This is a genomic window from Citrobacter sp. Cpo090 (assembly GCF_030332665.1).
Lineage (GTDB): Bacteria > Pseudomonadota > Gammaproteobacteria > Enterobacterales > Enterobacteriaceae > Citrobacter > Citrobacter portucalensis.
The window spans coordinates 1,796,169-1,814,645 of the sequence record NZ_JAOWHK010000025.1 but is presented as its reverse complement, the minus strand read 5'-3'; the positions used below and the strand labels follow the sequence as shown (position 1 = coordinate 1,814,645).

General features: G+C 53.2%; 14 protein-coding genes. 5 read left to right on the top strand and 9 right to left on the bottom strand.

What is annotated here, in order from left to right; genetic code table 11:
* Nucleotides 1-92: 92 nt before the first annotated feature.
* The 4 genes from OGY83_RS11370 to OGY83_RS11355 form a co-directional block, all read right to left on the bottom strand.
* A complete protein-coding gene (locus OGY83_RS11370; RefSeq protein ID WP_228100409.1) occupies nucleotides 93-602 on the bottom strand; it encodes a hypothetical protein in 510 nt (169 codons plus the stop codon).
* Nucleotides 603-784: 182 nt separating this feature from the next.
* The gene (locus OGY83_RS11365) at nucleotides 785-1,882 is read right to left on the bottom strand and encodes a 4Fe-4S binding protein (RefSeq protein WP_286635894.1); all 1,098 of its coding nucleotides are present in this window, start codon (nucleotides 1,880-1,882) and stop codon (nucleotides 785-787) included.
* 219 nt (nucleotides 1,883-2,101) lie between these two features.
* A complete protein-coding gene (locus OGY83_RS11360; RefSeq protein ID WP_286635893.1) occupies nucleotides 2,102-3,490 on the bottom strand; it encodes a diguanylate cyclase in 1,389 nt (462 codons plus the stop codon).
* A gap of 79 nt (nucleotides 3,491-3,569) precedes the next feature.
* Complete coding sequence (locus tag OGY83_RS11355) at nucleotides 3,570-4,202, bottom strand: LysE family transporter (protein WP_079940031.1); 633 nt, start codon at nucleotides 4,200-4,202, stop codon at nucleotides 3,570-3,572.
* A gap of 264 nt (nucleotides 4,203-4,466) precedes the next feature.
* Here OGY83_RS11355 and yahO point away from each other — a divergent pair, with 264 nt between their 5' ends.
* Nucleotides 4,467-4,742: a DUF1471 family periplasmic protein YahO gene (yahO, locus tag OGY83_RS11350; RefSeq protein WP_032942474.1), complete on the top strand. Its 276-nt coding sequence runs from the start codon at nucleotides 4,467-4,469 to the stop codon at nucleotides 4,740-4,742.
* Nucleotides 4,743-4,774: 32 nt separating this feature from the next.
* Here the strand turns inward: yahO and prpR are convergent, their stop codons facing one another.
* Nucleotides 4,775-6,385 (bottom strand): propionate catabolism operon regulatory protein PrpR, encoded by a 1,611-nt coding sequence (gene prpR / locus OGY83_RS11345; RefSeq protein WP_286635892.1) that lies wholly within the window; start codon nucleotides 6,383-6,385, stop codon nucleotides 4,775-4,777.
* A 253-nt stretch (nucleotides 6,386-6,638) separates the two neighbouring features.
* On the opposite strand from prpR, the gene prpB reads away from it, so the two are divergent.
* The 4 genes from prpB to prpE all read left to right on the top strand — a co-directional run bounded on the left by prpB (nucleotide 6,639) and on the right by prpE (nucleotide 12,312).
* A complete protein-coding gene (gene prpB, locus OGY83_RS11340; RefSeq protein WP_003830903.1) occupies nucleotides 6,639-7,520 on the top strand; it encodes a methylisocitrate lyase in 882 nt (293 codons plus the stop codon).
* A gap of 80 nt (nucleotides 7,521-7,600) precedes the next feature.
* A complete protein-coding gene (gene prpC / locus OGY83_RS11335) occupies nucleotides 7,601-8,770 on the top strand; it encodes a bifunctional 2-methylcitrate synthase/citrate synthase (protein ID WP_032942476.1) in 1,170 nt (389 codons plus the stop codon).
* 163 nt (nucleotides 8,771-8,933) lie between these two features.
* The gene (locus OGY83_RS11330; RefSeq protein ID WP_286635891.1) at nucleotides 8,934-10,385 is read left to right on the top strand and encodes a bifunctional 2-methylcitrate dehydratase/aconitate hydratase; all 1,452 of its coding nucleotides are present in this window, start codon (nucleotides 8,934-8,936) and stop codon (nucleotides 10,383-10,385) included.
* A gap of 40 nt (nucleotides 10,386-10,425) precedes the next feature.
* On the top strand, nucleotides 10,426-12,312 hold the full coding sequence (prpE, locus tag OGY83_RS11325; protein WP_286635890.1) for a propionate--CoA ligase: 1,887 nt from the start codon (nucleotides 10,426-10,428) through the stop codon (nucleotides 12,310-12,312).
* Between the two features lie 44 nt (nucleotides 12,313-12,356).
* On the opposite strand, the gene OGY83_RS11320 is transcribed toward prpE, so the two are convergent.
* The 4 genes from OGY83_RS11320 to OGY83_RS11305 form a co-directional block, all read right to left on the bottom strand.
* Nucleotides 12,357-12,629, bottom strand: a complete 273-nt coding sequence (locus OGY83_RS11320; RefSeq protein WP_123268907.1) for a YceK/YidQ family lipoprotein — start codon at nucleotides 12,627-12,629, stop codon at nucleotides 12,357-12,359.
* A 154-nt stretch (nucleotides 12,630-12,783) separates the two neighbouring features.
* Entirely contained in the window at nucleotides 12,784-14,037 is a 1,254-nt protein-coding gene (locus OGY83_RS11315; protein ID WP_048226366.1) for an MFS transporter, read from the bottom strand.
* Between the two features lie 57 nt (nucleotides 14,038-14,094).
* Complete coding sequence (locus OGY83_RS11310) at nucleotides 14,095-17,172, bottom strand: beta-galactosidase (protein ID WP_286635889.1); 3,078 nt, start codon at nucleotides 17,170-17,172, stop codon at nucleotides 14,095-14,097.
* A gap of 121 nt (nucleotides 17,173-17,293) precedes the next feature.
* Complete coding sequence (locus OGY83_RS11305; RefSeq protein ID WP_286635922.1) at nucleotides 17,294-18,385, bottom strand: LacI family DNA-binding transcriptional regulator; 1,092 nt, start codon at nucleotides 18,383-18,385, stop codon at nucleotides 17,294-17,296.
* Nucleotides 18,386-18,477 lie beyond the last annotated feature (92 nt).

Sequence of the window (18,477 nt, the reverse complement as noted above, 5' to 3'; positions counted from 1 at the left end):
ACAAATCTGCGCGCGGGCGCTTTATCCGGCCTACGGCAGCGTGCAAATCGTAGGCCTGATAAGCGCAGCGCATCAGGCATTGTGGATTGCGGTTATTGTGTAAAACCGTTTTGCATACAAATCTGCGCGCTGGTTCTCAAAGTAAAGGCGACTTTGTCTGGGTACTGGCTGTAATAGTTATGCTCTTCTTCCAGCCCTTTTGCCTGTGCCAGACGTACCGTTTCCAGCGAGCAGGTACGGTAGATCAGGTCTTTATTCATATTGGTCTGCTTCTCGCGCTGTTTATCTGCGGACAGCGCCAGCCAGCTTTCGGACAGTGAGTAATCGTAGACCACCCGATTTTCTTTCGCCTGCACGTTCTCAATGGTAATAAATTCGTCGATTTTCAGTCTTGGCTGCCCACGCATTTTTTTCTTATCTTCTGCGGCGGCATATTGGGCCAGCGCATGAATATCCATACTGGCTATTTTCTGTTTATAAGCATCTACATAGGCACCAGGTTGCTGATAATGCTGAGCGTAAGCGTTTCTTAATTCCCCGTCACTCATCGTACAACCTGCCAGAAACAGAGGTAATAGCAGTGCCAGTTTTATTTTAGTCATGATGTTATCCCGTTCATTATTTTGATCCCAGTCGCCCATAACAAAATAGAAAAATTATTACGGATGATATTTAAGGTTGTATAAACGAGAGCGCGGTGGCACAAGTTCAATTGTCTTAAAATGGCAGGGCAGGCGTGAAACCCTGCCAGAATTGGCAGGGTTTTGAACATACGGATAAAAAATTAATGGCCGATCATGTTTGCCTTCGGGATCAGCTGGAAATACATATGATCGGGTACTGGCGTATCCCAGACATTGGCATAAACGGCATAACCAATGGTGGCAAACAGAATGCCAAGCACCAGTAGCGTCATGGCAACACCTGACATCGTCCTCTGACGCCATAACGATTTACCATCGTTGCCTTGTGCTCCAGGCGGAGTCTGCAGTGAAAAGCTCAGCGTTGAGGCTACCGGGCAGGATTCAACGCAGGTCATGCAGCCAGTGCATTCCACGGTACGCACCTGAATCAGTCTGTCGACCGGGATATTCGATGGGCAGTTTTTCGCGCATTTTCCGCAGTCGATGCAGCTGTCTGCGTTACGGCGGATTTTAAACGGCGAGAATAGCGAGAACAGGCCGAGCAGCGCACCATAAGGGCACAGATAGCGGCACCAGACATTGCGAATAAACAGGCTCAGTACGCTGACAACGACTACAAAGATGAGCGTAGCGGAGCCAATATGGCGAAAGAAATCGAGCATCTTCACGTCGATAATCATGCCATAGGCCGACATTAGAAAATACTGAATCCCCTGCGCAGGCATCGACAGGGCGATATACAAAAAGAAACTCAGCAACAGATACTTCAGGCTGAGCAGCGGGATATCCAGCCAGCGCGGCAGCGTGAAGTTGCGACCAAATACTTTTTTCCCCAGATTGCCGAGCAGTTCGGACAGCGTGCCCACCGGGCATAACCACGAACAGAAGGCTTTTTTTAACAACAAACTAATCAGGATAAACGCAACTAACAGCAGCATAGAGGCGGCATGGATAGGCGGAAGAAAACCAGTCTCCAGCGTATAGCGGATATTCATCAAACCCGCGATTGGTAGCCATCCTTCAATACCACCTGGCCTTGGAATATAGACGCTGGTACCGGCGGTTTCGAAATAGCGGACCCAGTAATAGAACGTTACGCCAATATAAATATTAATAGCCAGCAGGAGAAACTGTGTGGCTTTTCGCCAGCTGCTGGCGTTGCGCCAGTCGTTCCACGGCAGTTTGCCTCCGATCGTGCCAGGACGGCGCTGCCAGCGCGTTCTCTTCTTCCCGTTCATGATTTTATACTATCCCTCATATTTCCCCTTCTGCATTCAGAAGGCGTCATCACCGGGATATGCTAGCGCTATTCAGATTTGGTGTATTTGATTTGCATCTTATTACGTGGCTGTTATTTTCATCATGCCAATACGCCTGAATAAAAATAACAGCTTGATATTTATCGCAAGTCAGATAAATACCCTGAACGGGGTATTTATTTCTCTACAGGACAATGATTATTCCTGATAAACCTCAACGCGGTCGCGACCATTACTTTTTGCCTGATAAAGTGCGCGATCGGCTTTATCAACCAGCTGTTTGTAGTCGGGATGATAATCATATTCGGCAATACCGATACTGACGGTAATAGAAAACGTTTCTGTCGCAGAGGCTGCCATGCGCATCCCGGCAATTTTCATACGCAGCGTTTCCAGAATAATACTGGCCTGCGATTTATCTGACTCGACAAGCAGAATCATAAATTCTTCACCACCGTAGCGGAACACGTAATCGCTGCTACGGATATGATCATAAATGACCGCTGCGACATTTTTGAGCGTCAGATCGCCGGTATTATGCCCGAAGTTATCGTTAATTTGCTTGAAGTAGTCGATATCCAGCATCGCCAGGCTAAAAGGCTTACGCGCATGTAACGCCAGCGAGATTTCGCGTCGCATGATGGTCGGAATAAAGCGGCGATTAAGCAACTGGGTCAGCGAATCTTTACCATTTTCCTGCTTAACCAGCGCCTCAAACATTGAAGCGAGCAGGAAATGGATTTTTGCCGACAACTGGCGAACATCCTGTAATAAGCTCATCCGCTCGGGTTCTGTCGGCTGATGATGAGGTGACAGGGTGGTCATCAGACGGGCGTCGATCTCTGCAATCAGTGATTCCATTTCTTTGAGCAAATTGCTGTTGCCAAGAATATGTTTTCCCTTATGCGAGAACCACATACCAAAATCAGAGTTCGCCAGAAACACCATTTCACCGAAAGGCATTCCGGTGGCAATGTTATAGATAAACTGGTTTTCCCAGTCGGTAAACGAACGGATTTGCCGTTCGCGCTCGACGTTAACGTCATCGTAAATAGTCTGCAGACGATACTGCTCCTGCGTATGCAGGGAGTTTTGATGGCTTGGCGAATAGGAGACGGTCATGGCCTCCAGCGCTGTATCCATTGCCAGACTGCTGAAACAGATAGCATTGCTCAGCAGGGAAGATGAGTCGTCAGCTTTGGTTTTCAACACCCGATACAGCTCATCTTTGAGCTTGCGTGCACCGCGATTCACCAGATCGATGGGCAGACCGATGCGGGCATGCACCACGCCAATTTTGCGCTGTTTGTCCAGCAGTTGTGAGAGATCTTCATGCGCGCTGCCAAGCACGCTGCGTAACCAGTCAAACATACTGCCGCTGAGACGGGTACTGACCTGTTCTGTATTGAGGAACAATGCGCTCTGGGCATGGGAGAGCATATAGTCATAAAAAACGGTCACTAAATGGCGGATCTCTTCATCGCTTAACGATGTGAGGAGCGTGTGAACTTCAGGCGATGTTTGTCGTATCAGCGCCTGCCATTCCGTAAGGAGTAATGTGTCGTTTACCGGTTCAACCTGTTCCATCTCACTGCCACTCAACCTGCGATTAAAAATTCAGGCGGTATTACGGACAATTACGTCACGATGGTCAAGTTAAACTCTCTTAACGATGGCTAATACCTTCATAAATAAGCCTTAGCGCGAAGACACCTATTATTGCGCCAATGACTCGGCTGGCAACGCGTTGGATGCGGCCATAAGCACGGCGCACAGCGGGCAAAGAAAATGCCTGGCTGAGAAAAATACGCCAGATAACGGAAGACAACACAATGCCTGCCCAGGCCATCAGTCTGGCCCACGTAGGTGTGTCTACGCTCAAAGTGACCGAGAAGATACTAATAAAAAACAGCACGGTTTGCGGATTAGATAAATCCGTTAATAATCCACGGCGGAAAAACACATACCATGGAGCCGAAAGCGGCTGCTGTAGCGTGGGCATTTGCGGTGTAGCCTGATGGCGGATGCTGTTCCAGGCGAACCACAGCAGATAGGCGCCGCCGACAATTTTAATCAATGAAAATATCTCTTCACACTGGGTGATTAGCGTTGCCATACCAAAGAGCCCAAGACCGGAATAGAACGCATCGCCTAAGGCCACGCCAAGACCGGTCATCACGCCTGCGCGTCGTCCGGATGCCAGGCTAGTTTGTACCACCACGAACAGATTTGCGCCGGGGTTAAAAAAGGTTAAAACAAAGAGGCTGACGGTGAGTACAACGGCGTGCAAAGGTTCCATAGACAACGTTTCCATTAGTAAACACGGGAAAGACAGCTAACACTATAATTTTAGTGCGCACGTCATTCTGCGCATTCACTCACACTGCGCGTTAAACGCAGCGCCACTGCGTTTTTCGTAATTAACGATTCGCAAAATCTCTTTATATTTCCGCCTGCTCTGGATCTTTTTGTCAGCCTGAACTACTTATTAATCATCCTTGACTCGCATGTCGAATGTTCAGGGGGCGATGATGGCATATATAACAAAATCTGGAGCTTTTATATGAAAACTGGAATTAAAGTACTTATTGGTGCGTTAGCTTTTGTTGTTACCAACGCGTATGCCGCGGAATTTATGACGAAGGTTGAGTTTGAAAAGGTTGAGTCTCAGTATACAAAAATCGGTGATATTTCAACGAGTAATGAAGTCTCTACTTCGGATGCGAAAGAAGACCTTCTGAAGAAAGCTGAAGAGAAAGGCGCTGACGTGGTGGTATTAACCTCCGGCCAAACGGATAACAAAATCCATGGCACAGCGAATATTTACAAGAAAAAATAACGTGCAGCTGTAAAAAATACGACACCCGTCGGTCATTGTACCGGCGGGTTTTCTTTTAATCTGCGCCAGAACGTGGTTCTGCTAATTCCGAGATAGCGTGCAGCTGCGGTTTTATCACCATTGAATTGCGCCAACACCTGCTGCGGCGTCAACGATGTGGATAGCTGCGGGGAGTCAGCAGCAATGGCCAGTTCCGGTAATAGCTGTTGTAAAAAATCCACATTCAGCTCTGGCTGCGGCTCGACGCTTAAAAACAGCGCCAGGCGTTCCATCATATTACGCAGTTCGCGGATATTCCCCGGCCAGCCATAATTCAGCAGCGTCGGCTGACTTAATCCCAGCCCCTTGCGCACTGGCTCAGAAAAAGGTACGTCCAGTTCCGCCAGCGACTGTTTTAAAAAGCCCTCCGCCAGTGGCAGGATATCGGGCAACCGCTCGCGCAGCGGCGGCAGCTTGAGGCGTAAAATGCTCAGGCGATAAAACAGATCGGTACGAAACTCTCCCTGTTTCATCTCCTGCTCCAGATTACAGTGCGTGGCGCTAATCACCCGGACATCGACCGGAATCGGCTGATGTCCCCCGACCCGGGTAACCTCTTTTTCTTCCAGCACGCGTAGCAGTCGGGTTTGTAACGGCAGCGGCATCTCGCCTATCTCATCAAGAAACAGGGTTCCGCCGTGAGCGATTTCAAACAGGCCCGCGCGCCCTCCCCGGCGAGAGCCGGTAAAGGCGCCATCCTCATAGCCGAACAGCTCCGCTTCCAGCAATGACTCGGTGATTGCCCCGCAGTTGACGGCAACAAACGGCGGCGAGGGTTTACCGCGCCGATTCTCCTGACGGGTGAAAAACTCACGGTGAATGGCCTGTGCGGCCAGCTCTTTACCCGTTCCTGTTTCGCCCTGAATGAGGACCGGCGCACGCGAACGGGCGTAGAGCATAATGGTGTGCCGCACCTGTTCCATCTGCGCAGAGTGACCGCGCATATCTCCCAGCGCATAACGGGTGCGTAACGTATCGCCAGAAGCGTACTGACCGTTTCTGCGCAACGTCAGGCGGGTCATATCCAGCGCATCGACAAAAGCCTGGCGCACGGTGGCCGCCGAATAGATAAAGATGCCGGTCATACCTGCTTCTTCTGCCAGATCGGTAATTAATCCCGCACCAACCACCGCTTGTGTGCCGCCGGCCTTCAGCTCGTTGATTTGCCCACGGGCATCTTCTTCGGTGATATAGCTGCGCTGTTCAAGCTGCAAATTGAAGGTTTTTTGAAAGGCGAGAAGCGCAGGGATGGTTTCCTGATAGGTAATGACGCCAATCGACGAGGTGAGCTTCCCGGCTTTTGCCAGCGCCTGCAGCACGTCGAATCCGCTGGGTTTAATCAGGATCACCGGAATCGATAAACGGCTTTTCAGATACGCTCCGTTGGAGCCCGCCGCAATGATGGCGTCGCAACGCTCGGTGGCCAGCTTCTTACGGATATAGGCCACCGCTTTTTCAAAACCAAGCTGAATGGGGGTGATGGTCGCCAGGTGGTCGAACTCCAGACTGATGTCGCGAAAAAGTTCAAACAGGCGGGTGACTGAGACTGTCCAGATAACCGGTTTATCGTCGTTCACTCGCGGCGGTAGATGCGTATCTGCCATAACCAACCCCAAAAAGTAAGGAACCGAGTAGTAGGGTTTAGTTGTGTTTCATAAATGTTGCAATGAAACGTGAAGGAACGTTTCATGAAACGATAGCTGACACGCTTTTGTATATAAAAAATGCAGGTAATAAATATAATTCATTGTTTTAAAAATAAAAAATAGAATTTGAGCAGAAGTTAAGGTCTTTGGCATACCCCTTGCTTTAGAAATATCAACGAACGATAACAAGTTGATAACAAGAGGACGGGATATGTCTCTACACTCCCCAGGGCTGGCGTTTCGCGCTGCGCTCACCAAAGAAAACCCATTACAAATCGTTGGCACCATCAACGCCAACCACGCTCTGCTGGCTCAACGCGCCGGCTATCAGGCGATTTATCTCTCCGGCGGCGGCGTCGCGGCGGGATCGCTGGGGCTGCCGGATCTCGGTATTTCAACCCTTGATGATGTGCTGACTGATATTCGTCGCATTACGGATGTTTGCCCGCTGCCATTGCTGGTGGATGCGGATATCGGTTTTGGATCGTCTGCATTCAACGTGGCGCGTACCGTCAAGTCGATTTCCAAAGCGGGTGCTGCTGCGCTGCATATTGAAGATCAAATTGGCGCCAAGCGCTGCGGTCATCGTCCGAACAAGGCGATCGTCTCGAAAGAAGAGATGGTCGACAGGATCCGCGCCGCCGTTGATGCGCGCACCGATCCCAACTTTGTGATTATGGCGCGGACCGATGCGCTGGCGGTGGAAGGGTTAGAGGCAGCCATCGATCGTGCCCAGGCGTATGTCGAAGCGGGCGCTGACATGCTGTTCCCGGAAGCCATTACCGAACTTGCGATGTACCGCCAGTTTGCTGATGCGGTACAGGTACCAATCCTCGCCAACATTACTGAGTTTGGCGCTACGCCGCTGTTTACCACCGATGAACTGCGCAGCGCGAACGTCGCGATGGCGCTGTACCCGCTGTCAGCTTTCCGCGCCATGAACCGCGCGGCGGAGAAGGTTTACAACGTGCTGCGTCAGGAAGGTACGCAAAAGAACGTTATCGACATTATGCAGACGCGCAACGAGCTGTACGAAAGCATCAATTACTACCAGTTCGAAGAGAAGCTCGACGCGTTGTACACCAAAAAGTAGCCGTTGTAGGCCGGATAAGGCGTAGCCGCCATCCGGCAATAAATTTGTACCCTACATATTATAAAAATGACGAGGACAACATGAGCGACACAACGATCCTGCAAAACAGTACCCATGTCATTAAACCTAAAAAATCGGTTGCGCTGTCAGGTGTCGCTGCCGGAAATACTGCCTTATGTACCGTGGGTAAAAGCGGTAACGATCTGCACTATCGTGGCTACGATATTCTAGATCTGGCGCAACAGTGCGAATTTGAAGAAGTTGCGCATCTGCTGATTCACGGGAAATTACCCACCCGTGATGAGCTCACCGCCTATAAAAGCAAACTGAAAGCGCTGCGCGGATTGCCCGCTAACGTGCGTACCGTACTGGAAGCGCTTCCTGCTGCCTCACATCCGATGGATGTGATGCGTACTGGTGTTTCCGCGCTGGGCTGTACGCTGCCGGAAAAAGAAGGACATACCGTATCCGGCGCACGTGATATTGCCGACAAACTACTGGCTTCGCTCAGTTCTATCCTCCTGTACTGGTATCACTACAGCCATAACGGCGAGCGCATTCAGCCGGAAACCGACGATGATTCTATTGGCGGTCACTTCTTGCATTTGCTGCATGGTGAAAAGCCGTCGCAAAGCTGGGAAAAGGCGATGCACATTTCGCTGGTGCTGTATGCCGAGCACGAGTTTAACGCTTCTACCTTCACGGGGCGTGTGATTGCGGGAACGGGCTCTGATATGTACTCCGCGATTATCGGCGCAATTGGCGCACTTCGTGGGCCGAAACACGGCGGCGCGAATGAAGTCTCGCTGGAGATCCAACAGCGCTACGAAACGCCGGACGAAGCCGAAGCGGATATCCGTAAACGCGTTGAAAACAAAGAAGTGGTGATTGGCTTTGGTCACCCGGTTTACACCATCGCCGACCCGCGCCATCAGGTGATCAAGCGCGTGGCGAAACAGCTTTCTCAGGAAGGCGGTTCGCTGAAAATGTACAACATTGCCGATCGTCTGGAAGAGGTGATGTGGGAAACGAAAAAGATGTTCCCCAACCTCGACTGGTTCTCGGCGGTTTCCTACAACATGATGGGCGTCCCCACTGAAATGTTCACACCACTGTTCGTTATCGCCCGCGTCACCGGCTGGGCGGCGCACATCATCGAACAGCGCCAGGACAACAAAATCATCCGTCCTTCCGCCAACTATACCGGCCCGGAAGATCGCGAATTTGTCCCGATTGAAAAACGTTGTTAATTCAAAACCTCTATACCCTAAATAATTCGAGTTGCATGAAGGCGGCAAGTGAGTGAACCCCCAGGAGCATAGCGAACTATGTGACTGGGGTGAGCGAGCGTAGCCAACGCGCATGCAGATTGAAGTATGACGGGTATAAAGATAAAAACAGGAGTTGTACCCTATGTCCGCAAATATTTCGAACGTCCGCCCTGAATTTGACCGCGAAATCGTTGATATCGTTGATTACGTCATGAACTATGAGATCACCTCGAAGGTGGCGTATGACACCGCGCATTATTGCCTGCTTGATACCCTTGGCTGTGGCCTGGAAGCGCTGGAATATCCGGCCTGTAAAAAATTGCTGGGGCCGATCGTACCGGGTACTGTCGTCCCGAACGGTGTGCGCGTTCCGGGCACCCAGTTCCAGCTTGATCCAGTGCAGGCGGCGTTTAACATCGGCGCGATGATCCGCTGGCTGGACTTTAACGATACCTGGCTGGCCGCGGAATGGGGCCATCCTTCCGATAACCTCGGCGGTATTCTGGCGACGGCTGACTGGCTGTCGCGCAATGCAGTTGCGGTGGGGAAAGCGCCGTTAACCATGAAAAAAGTGTTAACCGGAATGATTAAAGCCCATGAAATTCAGGGCTGTATCGCGCTGGAAAACTCCTTCAACCGCGTAGGACTGGATCACGTCCTGCTGGTCAAAGTCGCCTCAACGGCGGTAGTTGCCGAGATGCTCGGCCTGAACCGGGATGAAATTCTCAACGCCGTCTCGCTGGCGTGGGTCGACGGTCAGTCGCTGCGTACCTATCGTCATGCGCCGAATACCGGCACGCGTAAATCCTGGGCGGCAGGCGATGCGACATCGCGCGCGGTACGTCTGGCGCTGATGGCGAAAACCGGTGAAATGGGGTACCCGTCCGCGCTGACGGCGAAAACCTGGGGCTTTTACGATGTCTCTTTCAAAGGCGAATCTTTCCGCTTCCAGCGTCCGTACGGTTCATACGTGATGGAAAACGTGCTGTTTAAAATTTCCTTCCCGGCAGAGTTCCACTCGCAGACCGCGGTAGAAGCGGCGATGACGCTGTACGAGCAGTTACAGGCCGCCGGTAAGACCGCTGCCGATATCGAAAAAGTGACCATTCGTACGCACGAAGCCTGTATCCGCATCATCGATAAAAAAGGCCCGCTGAATAACCCGGCGGATCGTGATCACTGCATCCAGTACATGGTGGCTATCCCGTTGCTGTTCGGACGCTTAACGGCGGCAGATTACGAAGACGGCGTGGCGCAGGATAAACGCATTGACGCCCTGCGTGAAAAGATTAGCTGCTTCGAAGATCCGGCCTTTACTGCCGATTACCACGACCCGGAAAAACGCGCCATCGCGAATGCCATCACGCTGGAATTCACCGACGGCTCACGCTTTGAAGAAGTGGTAGTGGAATACCCAATCGGCCACGCGCGCCGTCGTAATGACGGTATGCCGAAACTGGTCGAGAAGTTCAAAATTAACCTAGCGCGTCAGTTCCCGACCCGTCAGCAGCAGCGCATCCTGGATGTCTCCCTGGACAGAACTCGCCTGGAGCAGATGCCGGTCAATGAGTATATGGACCTTTATGTAATCTAAACCTGCGTGCGGCAAGGCGTAAGTTCAACAAGAGAGCATTATGTCTTATAGCGAGTTTTATCAACGTTCTATTACGCAGCCGGAGTCGTTCTGGGCCGAGCAGGCCCAGCGTATTGACTGGCAGCAGCCGTATACGCAGGTGCTGGACCACAGTAATCCGCCGTTTGCCCGCTGGTTTTGCGGCGGCACGACCAATCTGTGCCACAACGCCATCGACCGCTGGCTGGAGAAACAGCCTGACGCGCTGGCGCTGATTGCTGTGTCATCAGAAACTGAAGAAGAACGCACGTTTACCTTTCGTCAGCTGTATGACGAAGTGAACGTCGCGGCGGCGATGTTGTTGTCACTGGGCGTACAGCGCGGCGATCGGGTACTGGTTTATATGCCGATGATCGCCGAGGCGCACATTACGCTGCTGGCCTGCGCGCGCATTGGGGCGATCCACTCGGTGGTGTTCGGTGGTTTCGCCTCGCACAGCGTAGCGGCGCGTATCGACGACGCCCGACCGGTGGTTATCGTGTCGGCGGATGCCGGGGCGCGCGGCGGCAAAATCCTGCCGTATAAAAAGCTGCTCGATGATGCGATCGATCAGGCGCAGCACCAGCCGCGTCATGTGGTATTGGTCGATCGCGGTCTGGCGAAAATGGCGCGAGTAGAGGGGCGAGACCTCGACTTTGCCGCGCTGCGCCAACAGCATCTCGGCGCGCGGGTGCCGGTTGCCTGGCTGGAGTCGAACGAAACGTCCTGCATTCTCTACACCTCCGGGACAACCGGTAAACCGAAAGGCGTGCAGCGCGACGTTGGCGGCTACGCGGTCGCGCTGGCGACCTCGATGGACACCATTTTCGGCGGTAAATCGGGCGGCGTGTTCTTCTGCGCATCGGATATCGGCTGGGTGGTTGGGCATTCCTATATCGTGTATGCCCCACTGCTGGCGGGAATGGCGACGGTGGTGTACGAAGGGCTGCCAACGTATCCGGACTGTGGCGTATGGTGGAAAATTGTTGAGAAGTATCAGGTCAGCCGGATGTTCTCCGCGCCAACGGCGATACGTGTACTGAAGAAATTCCCGACCGCGCAAATCCGTAATCACGATCTCTCCTCGCTGGAGGTGCTGTATCTGGCGGGGGAGCCGCTGGACGAACCGACCGCCAGTTGGGTAACGGAAACGCTGGGCGTCCCGGTTATCGACAACTACTGGCAGACCGAATCCGGTTGGCCGATTATGGCGATCGCCCGCGGGCTGGACGACCGCCCGGCGCGGCTGGGCAGTCCTGGCGTGCCGATGTACGGCTATAACGTGCAGTTGCTCAATGAGGTAAGCGGTGAGCCATGCGAAGCGAATGAGAAGGGCATGCTGGTGATTGAAGGGCCGCTGCCGCCGGGCTGTATTCAGACCATCTGGGGGGATGACGCGCGGTTTGTGAATACCTACTGGTCGCTGTTTTCTCGCCAGGTGTACGCCACCTTTGACTGGGGCATTCGTGACGCTGACGGCTATTACTTCATCCTTGGCCGTACGGATGATGTCATTAACGTGGCCGGGCACCGGTTGGGGACGCGTGAGATAGAGGAGAGTATTTCCAGCTATCCGAACGTTGCCGAAGTGGCGGTGGTCGGCGTGAAGGACGCGCTGAAGGGGCAGGTAGCAGTCGCGTTTGTTATTCCGAAACAGAGCGACAGCCTTGAAGATCGCGACATCGCGCATTCGGAAGAGAAGGCGATTATGGCGCTGGTGGACAGTCAGATTGGTAACTTTGGTCGTCCGGCGCACGTCTGGTTTGTGTCGCAGTTGCCGAAAACGCGCTCCGGCAAAATGCTCAGACGGACGATCCAGGCGATCTGTGAAGGCCGCGATCCTGGCGATCTAACGACCATTGACGATCCCGCGTCGTTGCAGCAAATTCGTCAGGCGATTGAAGAGTAACATCGTGTGATGCCCGGTGGCGCAATGCTTACCGGGCCTACGTCCTAATCAACTTTCTTATACGGCCCGTGATAGTAATCAAACGGCGCATAAACCGTATCGGCCACGATCGATAACGGTACATCAACAAATAACAGCGCTAAATCGAAATAGTTATAATCGTAAGCGCCTGGGTTTTTTAGTTTATCAATATCATGATGCATACCCACGTAATAGGTATCTGAATTCTCGCCTGCCGTGCGTGCATCAATGCTGCCACATCCTGAAAGTAATGCGCTGATAAAGAGCGCCGTTACCGCAATTGTCTTTCTGCTCATGCTATGACCTGGCTTCTCGCCCCGTTTTACCATAATGGTAAAAAAGCGGTTTGTTGCCCGCAGAACTTAAACCTCCAGGTCAGGATGGTCGTGTGAAGATGGCGCGTTGTAGGCCGGATAAACCACGTGAGTGGTGCATCCGGCAAAGAGGCTTTTACAGCGCGACGCTTTCGCGACGCCGCCGCAGGGAAAACGGCCCCGGCCCGCTAAGGGTAAATACGGAAATCAGCGTGAAGCTCAGCGCAATAATCCCCAGCACCAGATACGCTCCCTGGAAACCAATACTCTCATACATTTTCCCGGCCAGAACTGACATGAAAATCATTGCTAACTGTTTGAAGAAACAGAAACATACCAGGTAAATCGTGGCCGAGAAACGTACTTCAAACTGACTGGTGATGTACTTGAAGCAGCCGACGATCAGGAACGGTATCTCAAACATATGCAGCGTTTTGAGGATCACGACCTCCAATGCAGTGGTAGCGAATGACGAGCCTATGATTCGCACCGACATGATCGTACCGGCCAGCAGCAGGGCGTTCTTCCCGCCAATGCGATTCACAATCAGCGGCGCAAAGAACATGATCGAGGCATTGAGTAATTCACCCATGGTCGTGACGTAGCCAAACACGCGGGTGCCCTGTTCGCCGGTGGCAAAGAACGAGGTAAAGAAGTTGGCGAACTGCTGGTCAAACACATCGTAAGTACAGGAAACGCCAACCACGTACAGGGAGAGAAACCAAAGTTTCGGTTGTTTGAATAACTCCAGCGCCAGTTTCAGGCTGAATGCCGAGTTATTGGCGCCTACCGCATCTGCGACTTTTGCAGAAGAGGGGGCATCTGTTTTTGAAAATAACAGCAGCAATGCCAGAATGACTGCACAGCCGGAGCCTAACCAAAAGACAAATTGGTTATTGATGGTGAACATAATGCCGGCAATCGAGGCGCACAGCGCCCAGCCCACGCAGCCAAACATGCGCGCGCGACCAAATTCAAAGTTGCTTCGGCGGCTGGCTTTTTCAATATAGGCTTCAATCGCCGGAGCGCCGGCATTGTAAATAAAGCCAAGATAAATTCCGCCGACAATTGAACCCAGTAAAATATTAACCTGTAATAACGGACCAAAAACGTAAATAAAGAACGGGGCAAACATTACCAGCATGCCGGTAATTACCCACAGCAGATGTTTACGCAGGCCAAGCTTATCGGATAGCAGTCCAAAAATTGGCTGGAATAACAAAGAAAACAGTGAGATACAGGCGAAGATGATACCGGTATCGCCTTTGCTGATATGGTTTACATCGTGTAACCAGATAGGGAAGAAGGGGAAATACGCACCCATAATAAAAAAGTAAAAGAAGAAGAAAAAGCCGAACATCCAAAAGTTAGTGTTTTTTAAATAATACATAACTGACTTCCTCAGGCAAAATAAGGGCAGGTCATAACCTGCCCATTATTATTATGTTTAACCCCAGATAACCTGGTAGTGATAACGTCCGGCGCTCAGCAGAAATTCCGGCGACACGGATGGACTCCACGAATCATCGCCGCCGACGCCCATATGGAAGCCATCAATATTGAGCCAGGTGCCCGCTTCAGGTTGCAGCAAATGGCGGTGGCTGGTTTCCATCAGTTGCTGCTGGCTAAAGCGGCTGATGTTGAACTGGAAGTCTCCGCGCCACTGATGCGCGCCGTAGTGCAGTTCGCGCGTGCCGCAGCGCAGACCGTTTTCACTTGGGAAAACATACGGGGTGTACATCTCATCAAGCGACAGATCCCAGCGATCAAAACAGGCGGCGCCCAGGCGGTCCGGGTAGTTCTCATGTGGGCCGAGACCTAACCAGTTCACTCGCTCTGCGACCTGCGCCAGCTGGCAGCTCAGGCCGATGCGGGCCGGATGCGGCGTACCGCTGGCAACGTAGACATCCACCGTTATTTGCATTTCACCACTGCCGTCAATGCGGTAGTTTTTTCGGCTGATGAACAGCGTTTTGCCCTGATACTGCCACGCATGTTCGGTGGTGATCAGTACCGCATTGCTGAGAGTATCGGCAGCACAGTGCAGTAACGTTGCTTCGACCTGATAATGACCGGCAGCCTTCCAACGCTCGACCCAGGCGTTAGGGTCGATGCGGGTTGACTCGCTCACGCCGATGTCGTTGTCCAGCGGCGCACGGGTGAACTGGTCGGTCAGCGGGGTTAACAGCTGGGCTGCATCATCAATCCAGTATTGTGTCAGCAGGCCGGACTGACGATCGAATTGCCAGCGTGTGTTGTTGGCCACCACGGTAAAATTGCTTTCGCTAACATCCAGTTGTGGTGCGCTGCTGGCGCGTGATGGACGTACCAGGCTGAGCTTCTCTTCCAGCTCCCACTGCTGCCAGGCGCTGATGTGCCCGGCTTCTGACCATGCGGTCGCCTGAGGCTGCTCTACGCGCACCGTCAGCCACAGCTCGCCTGCGGTGTCCGGCATCGGAACGTTCGGCAGGGTAATCACCTGGCGGCCCTGTGGGGCGATATCCAGAACGATTTCTCCGGCGGCCAGCGGGTTGCCATCCAGGGCAATCGACCAGTGCAGAACTTCGTTATCGCTGCGGCGGAACAGATATTCGCTGGTCACTTCAATCTGGCGTTCAGCGCCCGGCAGTAGCGTGAACTGGAAAAACTGCTGTTCATGCTTGGCCTCATATAACGCCGGATGCGGGGTGCGATCGGCGAACACCAGCCCGTTCATGCAAAACTGACGATCGTTAGGCGTGTCGCCAAAATCGCCACCGTAGGCTGACCACGATTTGCCGTTCTCATCATATTTGGTCAGCGACTGATCCACCCAGTCCCAGACAAATCCGCCCTGCAGGCGCGGATACTGACGGAACGCTTGCCAGTATTTGGCGAAGCCGCCAAAGCTGTTGCCCATAGCGTGGGCGTATTCACAAAGGATCAGCGGGCGTTGTTCGCCTGGCATCGACAGCCACTTTTTAATCGACCATTTGGGAACAGCCGGGAAGGGCTGATCCTGATCGACGCGGGCGTACATCGGGCAAATAATGTCGGTCGCCGCGGTATTTGCGCCGCCGCCTTCATATTGTACCGGACGTGACGGATCTTCTGATTTTATCCAGCGGTAGAGCGCGTCGTGATTGACGCCATGGCCGGATTCATTGCCCAGTGACCAGATGATAATGCTCGGATGGTTGCGATCGCGCTGCACCATGCGCGTGACGCGCTGGCTCATGGCTGGCAGCCAGGCGGGATCGTCGGTGAGGCGATTCATCGGCACCATGCCGTGGGTTTCAATGTTGGCTTCGTCGACCACATACAGGCCGTAGCGATCGCACAGGGTGTACCACAGCGGATGGTTCGGGTAATGGGAACAGCGCACGGCGTTGAAGTTATTCTGCTTCATCAGGATGATGTCCTGCACCATCGTCGCCTCATCCATCACCTGGCCGTTGACCGGATGGTGCTCATGGCGGTTGGTACCGCGAATCAACAGCGGCTTGCCGTTTAACAGCAGCAGACCGTTTTCGATACAAACCTGGCGAAAGCCAACGTCACAGGCTTCCGCTTCAATCAGCACTCCGTCCGCGGTACGTAACTGCACAACGGCGCGGTACAGATTGGGCGTTTCGGCACTCCACAGCGCCGGTTTTTCGACGTTCAGACGTAGAGTCACCCGGTCATGATAAGCGCCGCGTTCATCAATGATCTCGCTGCCGAGCGGTGAGGTCGTTTCGTGGCTGAGCGTTTCACCTTCCCACAATTGTAGGGTGACGCGTAAATCTTCGCTCTCGCTGCCCGCAACTCTGACTTCCGCTTCCAGCGTGGCGCGGCTGAAGTCGTCATTAAATCGGGTATTAATGCGCAGGTCGCGGATTTGCGTAGTGGGCTTATGCAGCAGGGAGACATCGCGAAAAATGCCGCTCATGCGCCACATGTCCTGGTCTTCCAGATAGCTGCCGTCGCTCCAGCGCAGCACCATCACAGCCAGGCGGTTTTCGCCGCGCAGCAGATAATCGCTAAGATCAAACTCAGACGGTAGACGGCTGTCCTGACCGTAACCGACCCAGCGACCATTGCACCACAAATGAAATGCGGAATTGACCCCGTCAAAAATAACGCGCGTCTGACCTTCATCTAACCACGCGTCTTCGATATTAAATGTGAGCGAGTAACATCCTGTCGGATTCTGTGCCGGAACGTACGGAGGATTAACCGGGATTGGGTAGGTGACGTTGGTATAAATTGGCGCATCATAACCGTCCATCTGCCAGTTAGAGGGGACGTTGATGATGTCTGCCTGTGGCAGATCGCTTGTCAGCCAGCTTTCCGGCACAGCCTCCGGTGCGGCAAACCAGGCAAATTGCCACTGGCCATTCAGCGAGCGTAACTGAGTCGAGCGCTGATTGGTACGTGCATCATCCGCTGAGCGCCAGCTACAAAAAGGCGGATGCGCTTCCAGCCGGTTGAGCTGCGTGACGCCGGGATTCTCCCAGTCGCGGCGGGCCAGAACAGCGGAGAGTGAATCTGTGTTCAGGTTCATAACGGTATCCTGTTTGAATTTGTTACTCGCTCACAATTTCAATCAAAATACGAACAAGCGCTCCTTGCTGTAAAGGATGGGGCGTTCAATAAGTGAACTGACTCACACAATTGTTATGCGTTCACATTTTAGGGGTGAGCTGAGAAACTTGCCGTGCCAGCTGGATCAGTGAATCCGCCAGCGCCTGGGGAGTGGTGGTTTGCGTATCGGGAGGCAGAACCGTTTTGCGCTTGACCAGGGTGACTGGCAGCAGTTGGTTGCCCGCGGTTGATTCGCCACGGGGGAGTTGCAGCAGCCTGTCGACGCTGGTTTCACCCAGCAACGGGAAATCCTGCCTGATGGTGGTCAGCGGTGGGATGTAACAGGCGCTGTCTTCTGTGTCATCGTAGCCTATTACCGATATATCTACGGCGACCCGCAGACCGAACTCGCTGATTGCCCGCATTGCGCCCAGCGCCATTTGATCGTTAGCGACCAGCATGGCGGTAGGGGGGTTACCGTTATTTAGCATGTGCATCGTTTGCTGAAAACCAGACATCGCGCTCCAGTCGCCTTCCAGCTCCACAGCGGGTTGTAGCTGGTAATGTGCCAGATACTTGTGCCAGCCCGCATGTCGAAGCCTTGCCGAAACGGAAGTGTGCGGCCCGCTCAGCAGGGCGATACGCTGATGTCCGTACTGCACCAGGTGTTCAACGCCGAGGCGCGCGCCATCGTCATGAGAGAAAATCACGCTGTTAATTGGCGTCAGGTCAGAGACATCGAGAAACAGCACCGGCACCGTACCGCAGGCGGCGGCCACGGCAATAGCGTCTTCTTCATCCAGCGGATAGTTGATGATAAGCCCGGTTACACGTTGAGCAAGCAGATTGTGGACCGCAGCTTTACAGGACTCCACGCCGCTGCGCTCGACCATGGCGATCACCACGCTGGCACCAGACTGGTCGGCGCGGGATTTTATGGCGGCAACGATTTGTGAGGGGGCATGCAGGGCAAGGTTTGCCGTCACAACGCCAATCAGCGGCGTCTGTTTGCCAGCCAGCTGCTGTGCGACGCGGTTAGGGATGTAATTGAGTTCCGCCATCGCGGCCTCAACTTTCTGTCGGGTTTTTGCGGAAACGTGGCTGGCCTGGTTCACGACGCGCGAGACAGTCTGGTAAGAGACGCCTGCATGGTCTGCAACATCGTATAGCGTTACCGGTTTCACGTTTATCACCCCTGTCATGACGTTATCTGTGCGCTATGATGCCACAGCGGGACGGTTTTGGGGTATTTGCGCATGGGTTCTGCGAGGCACATTCCAGGGTT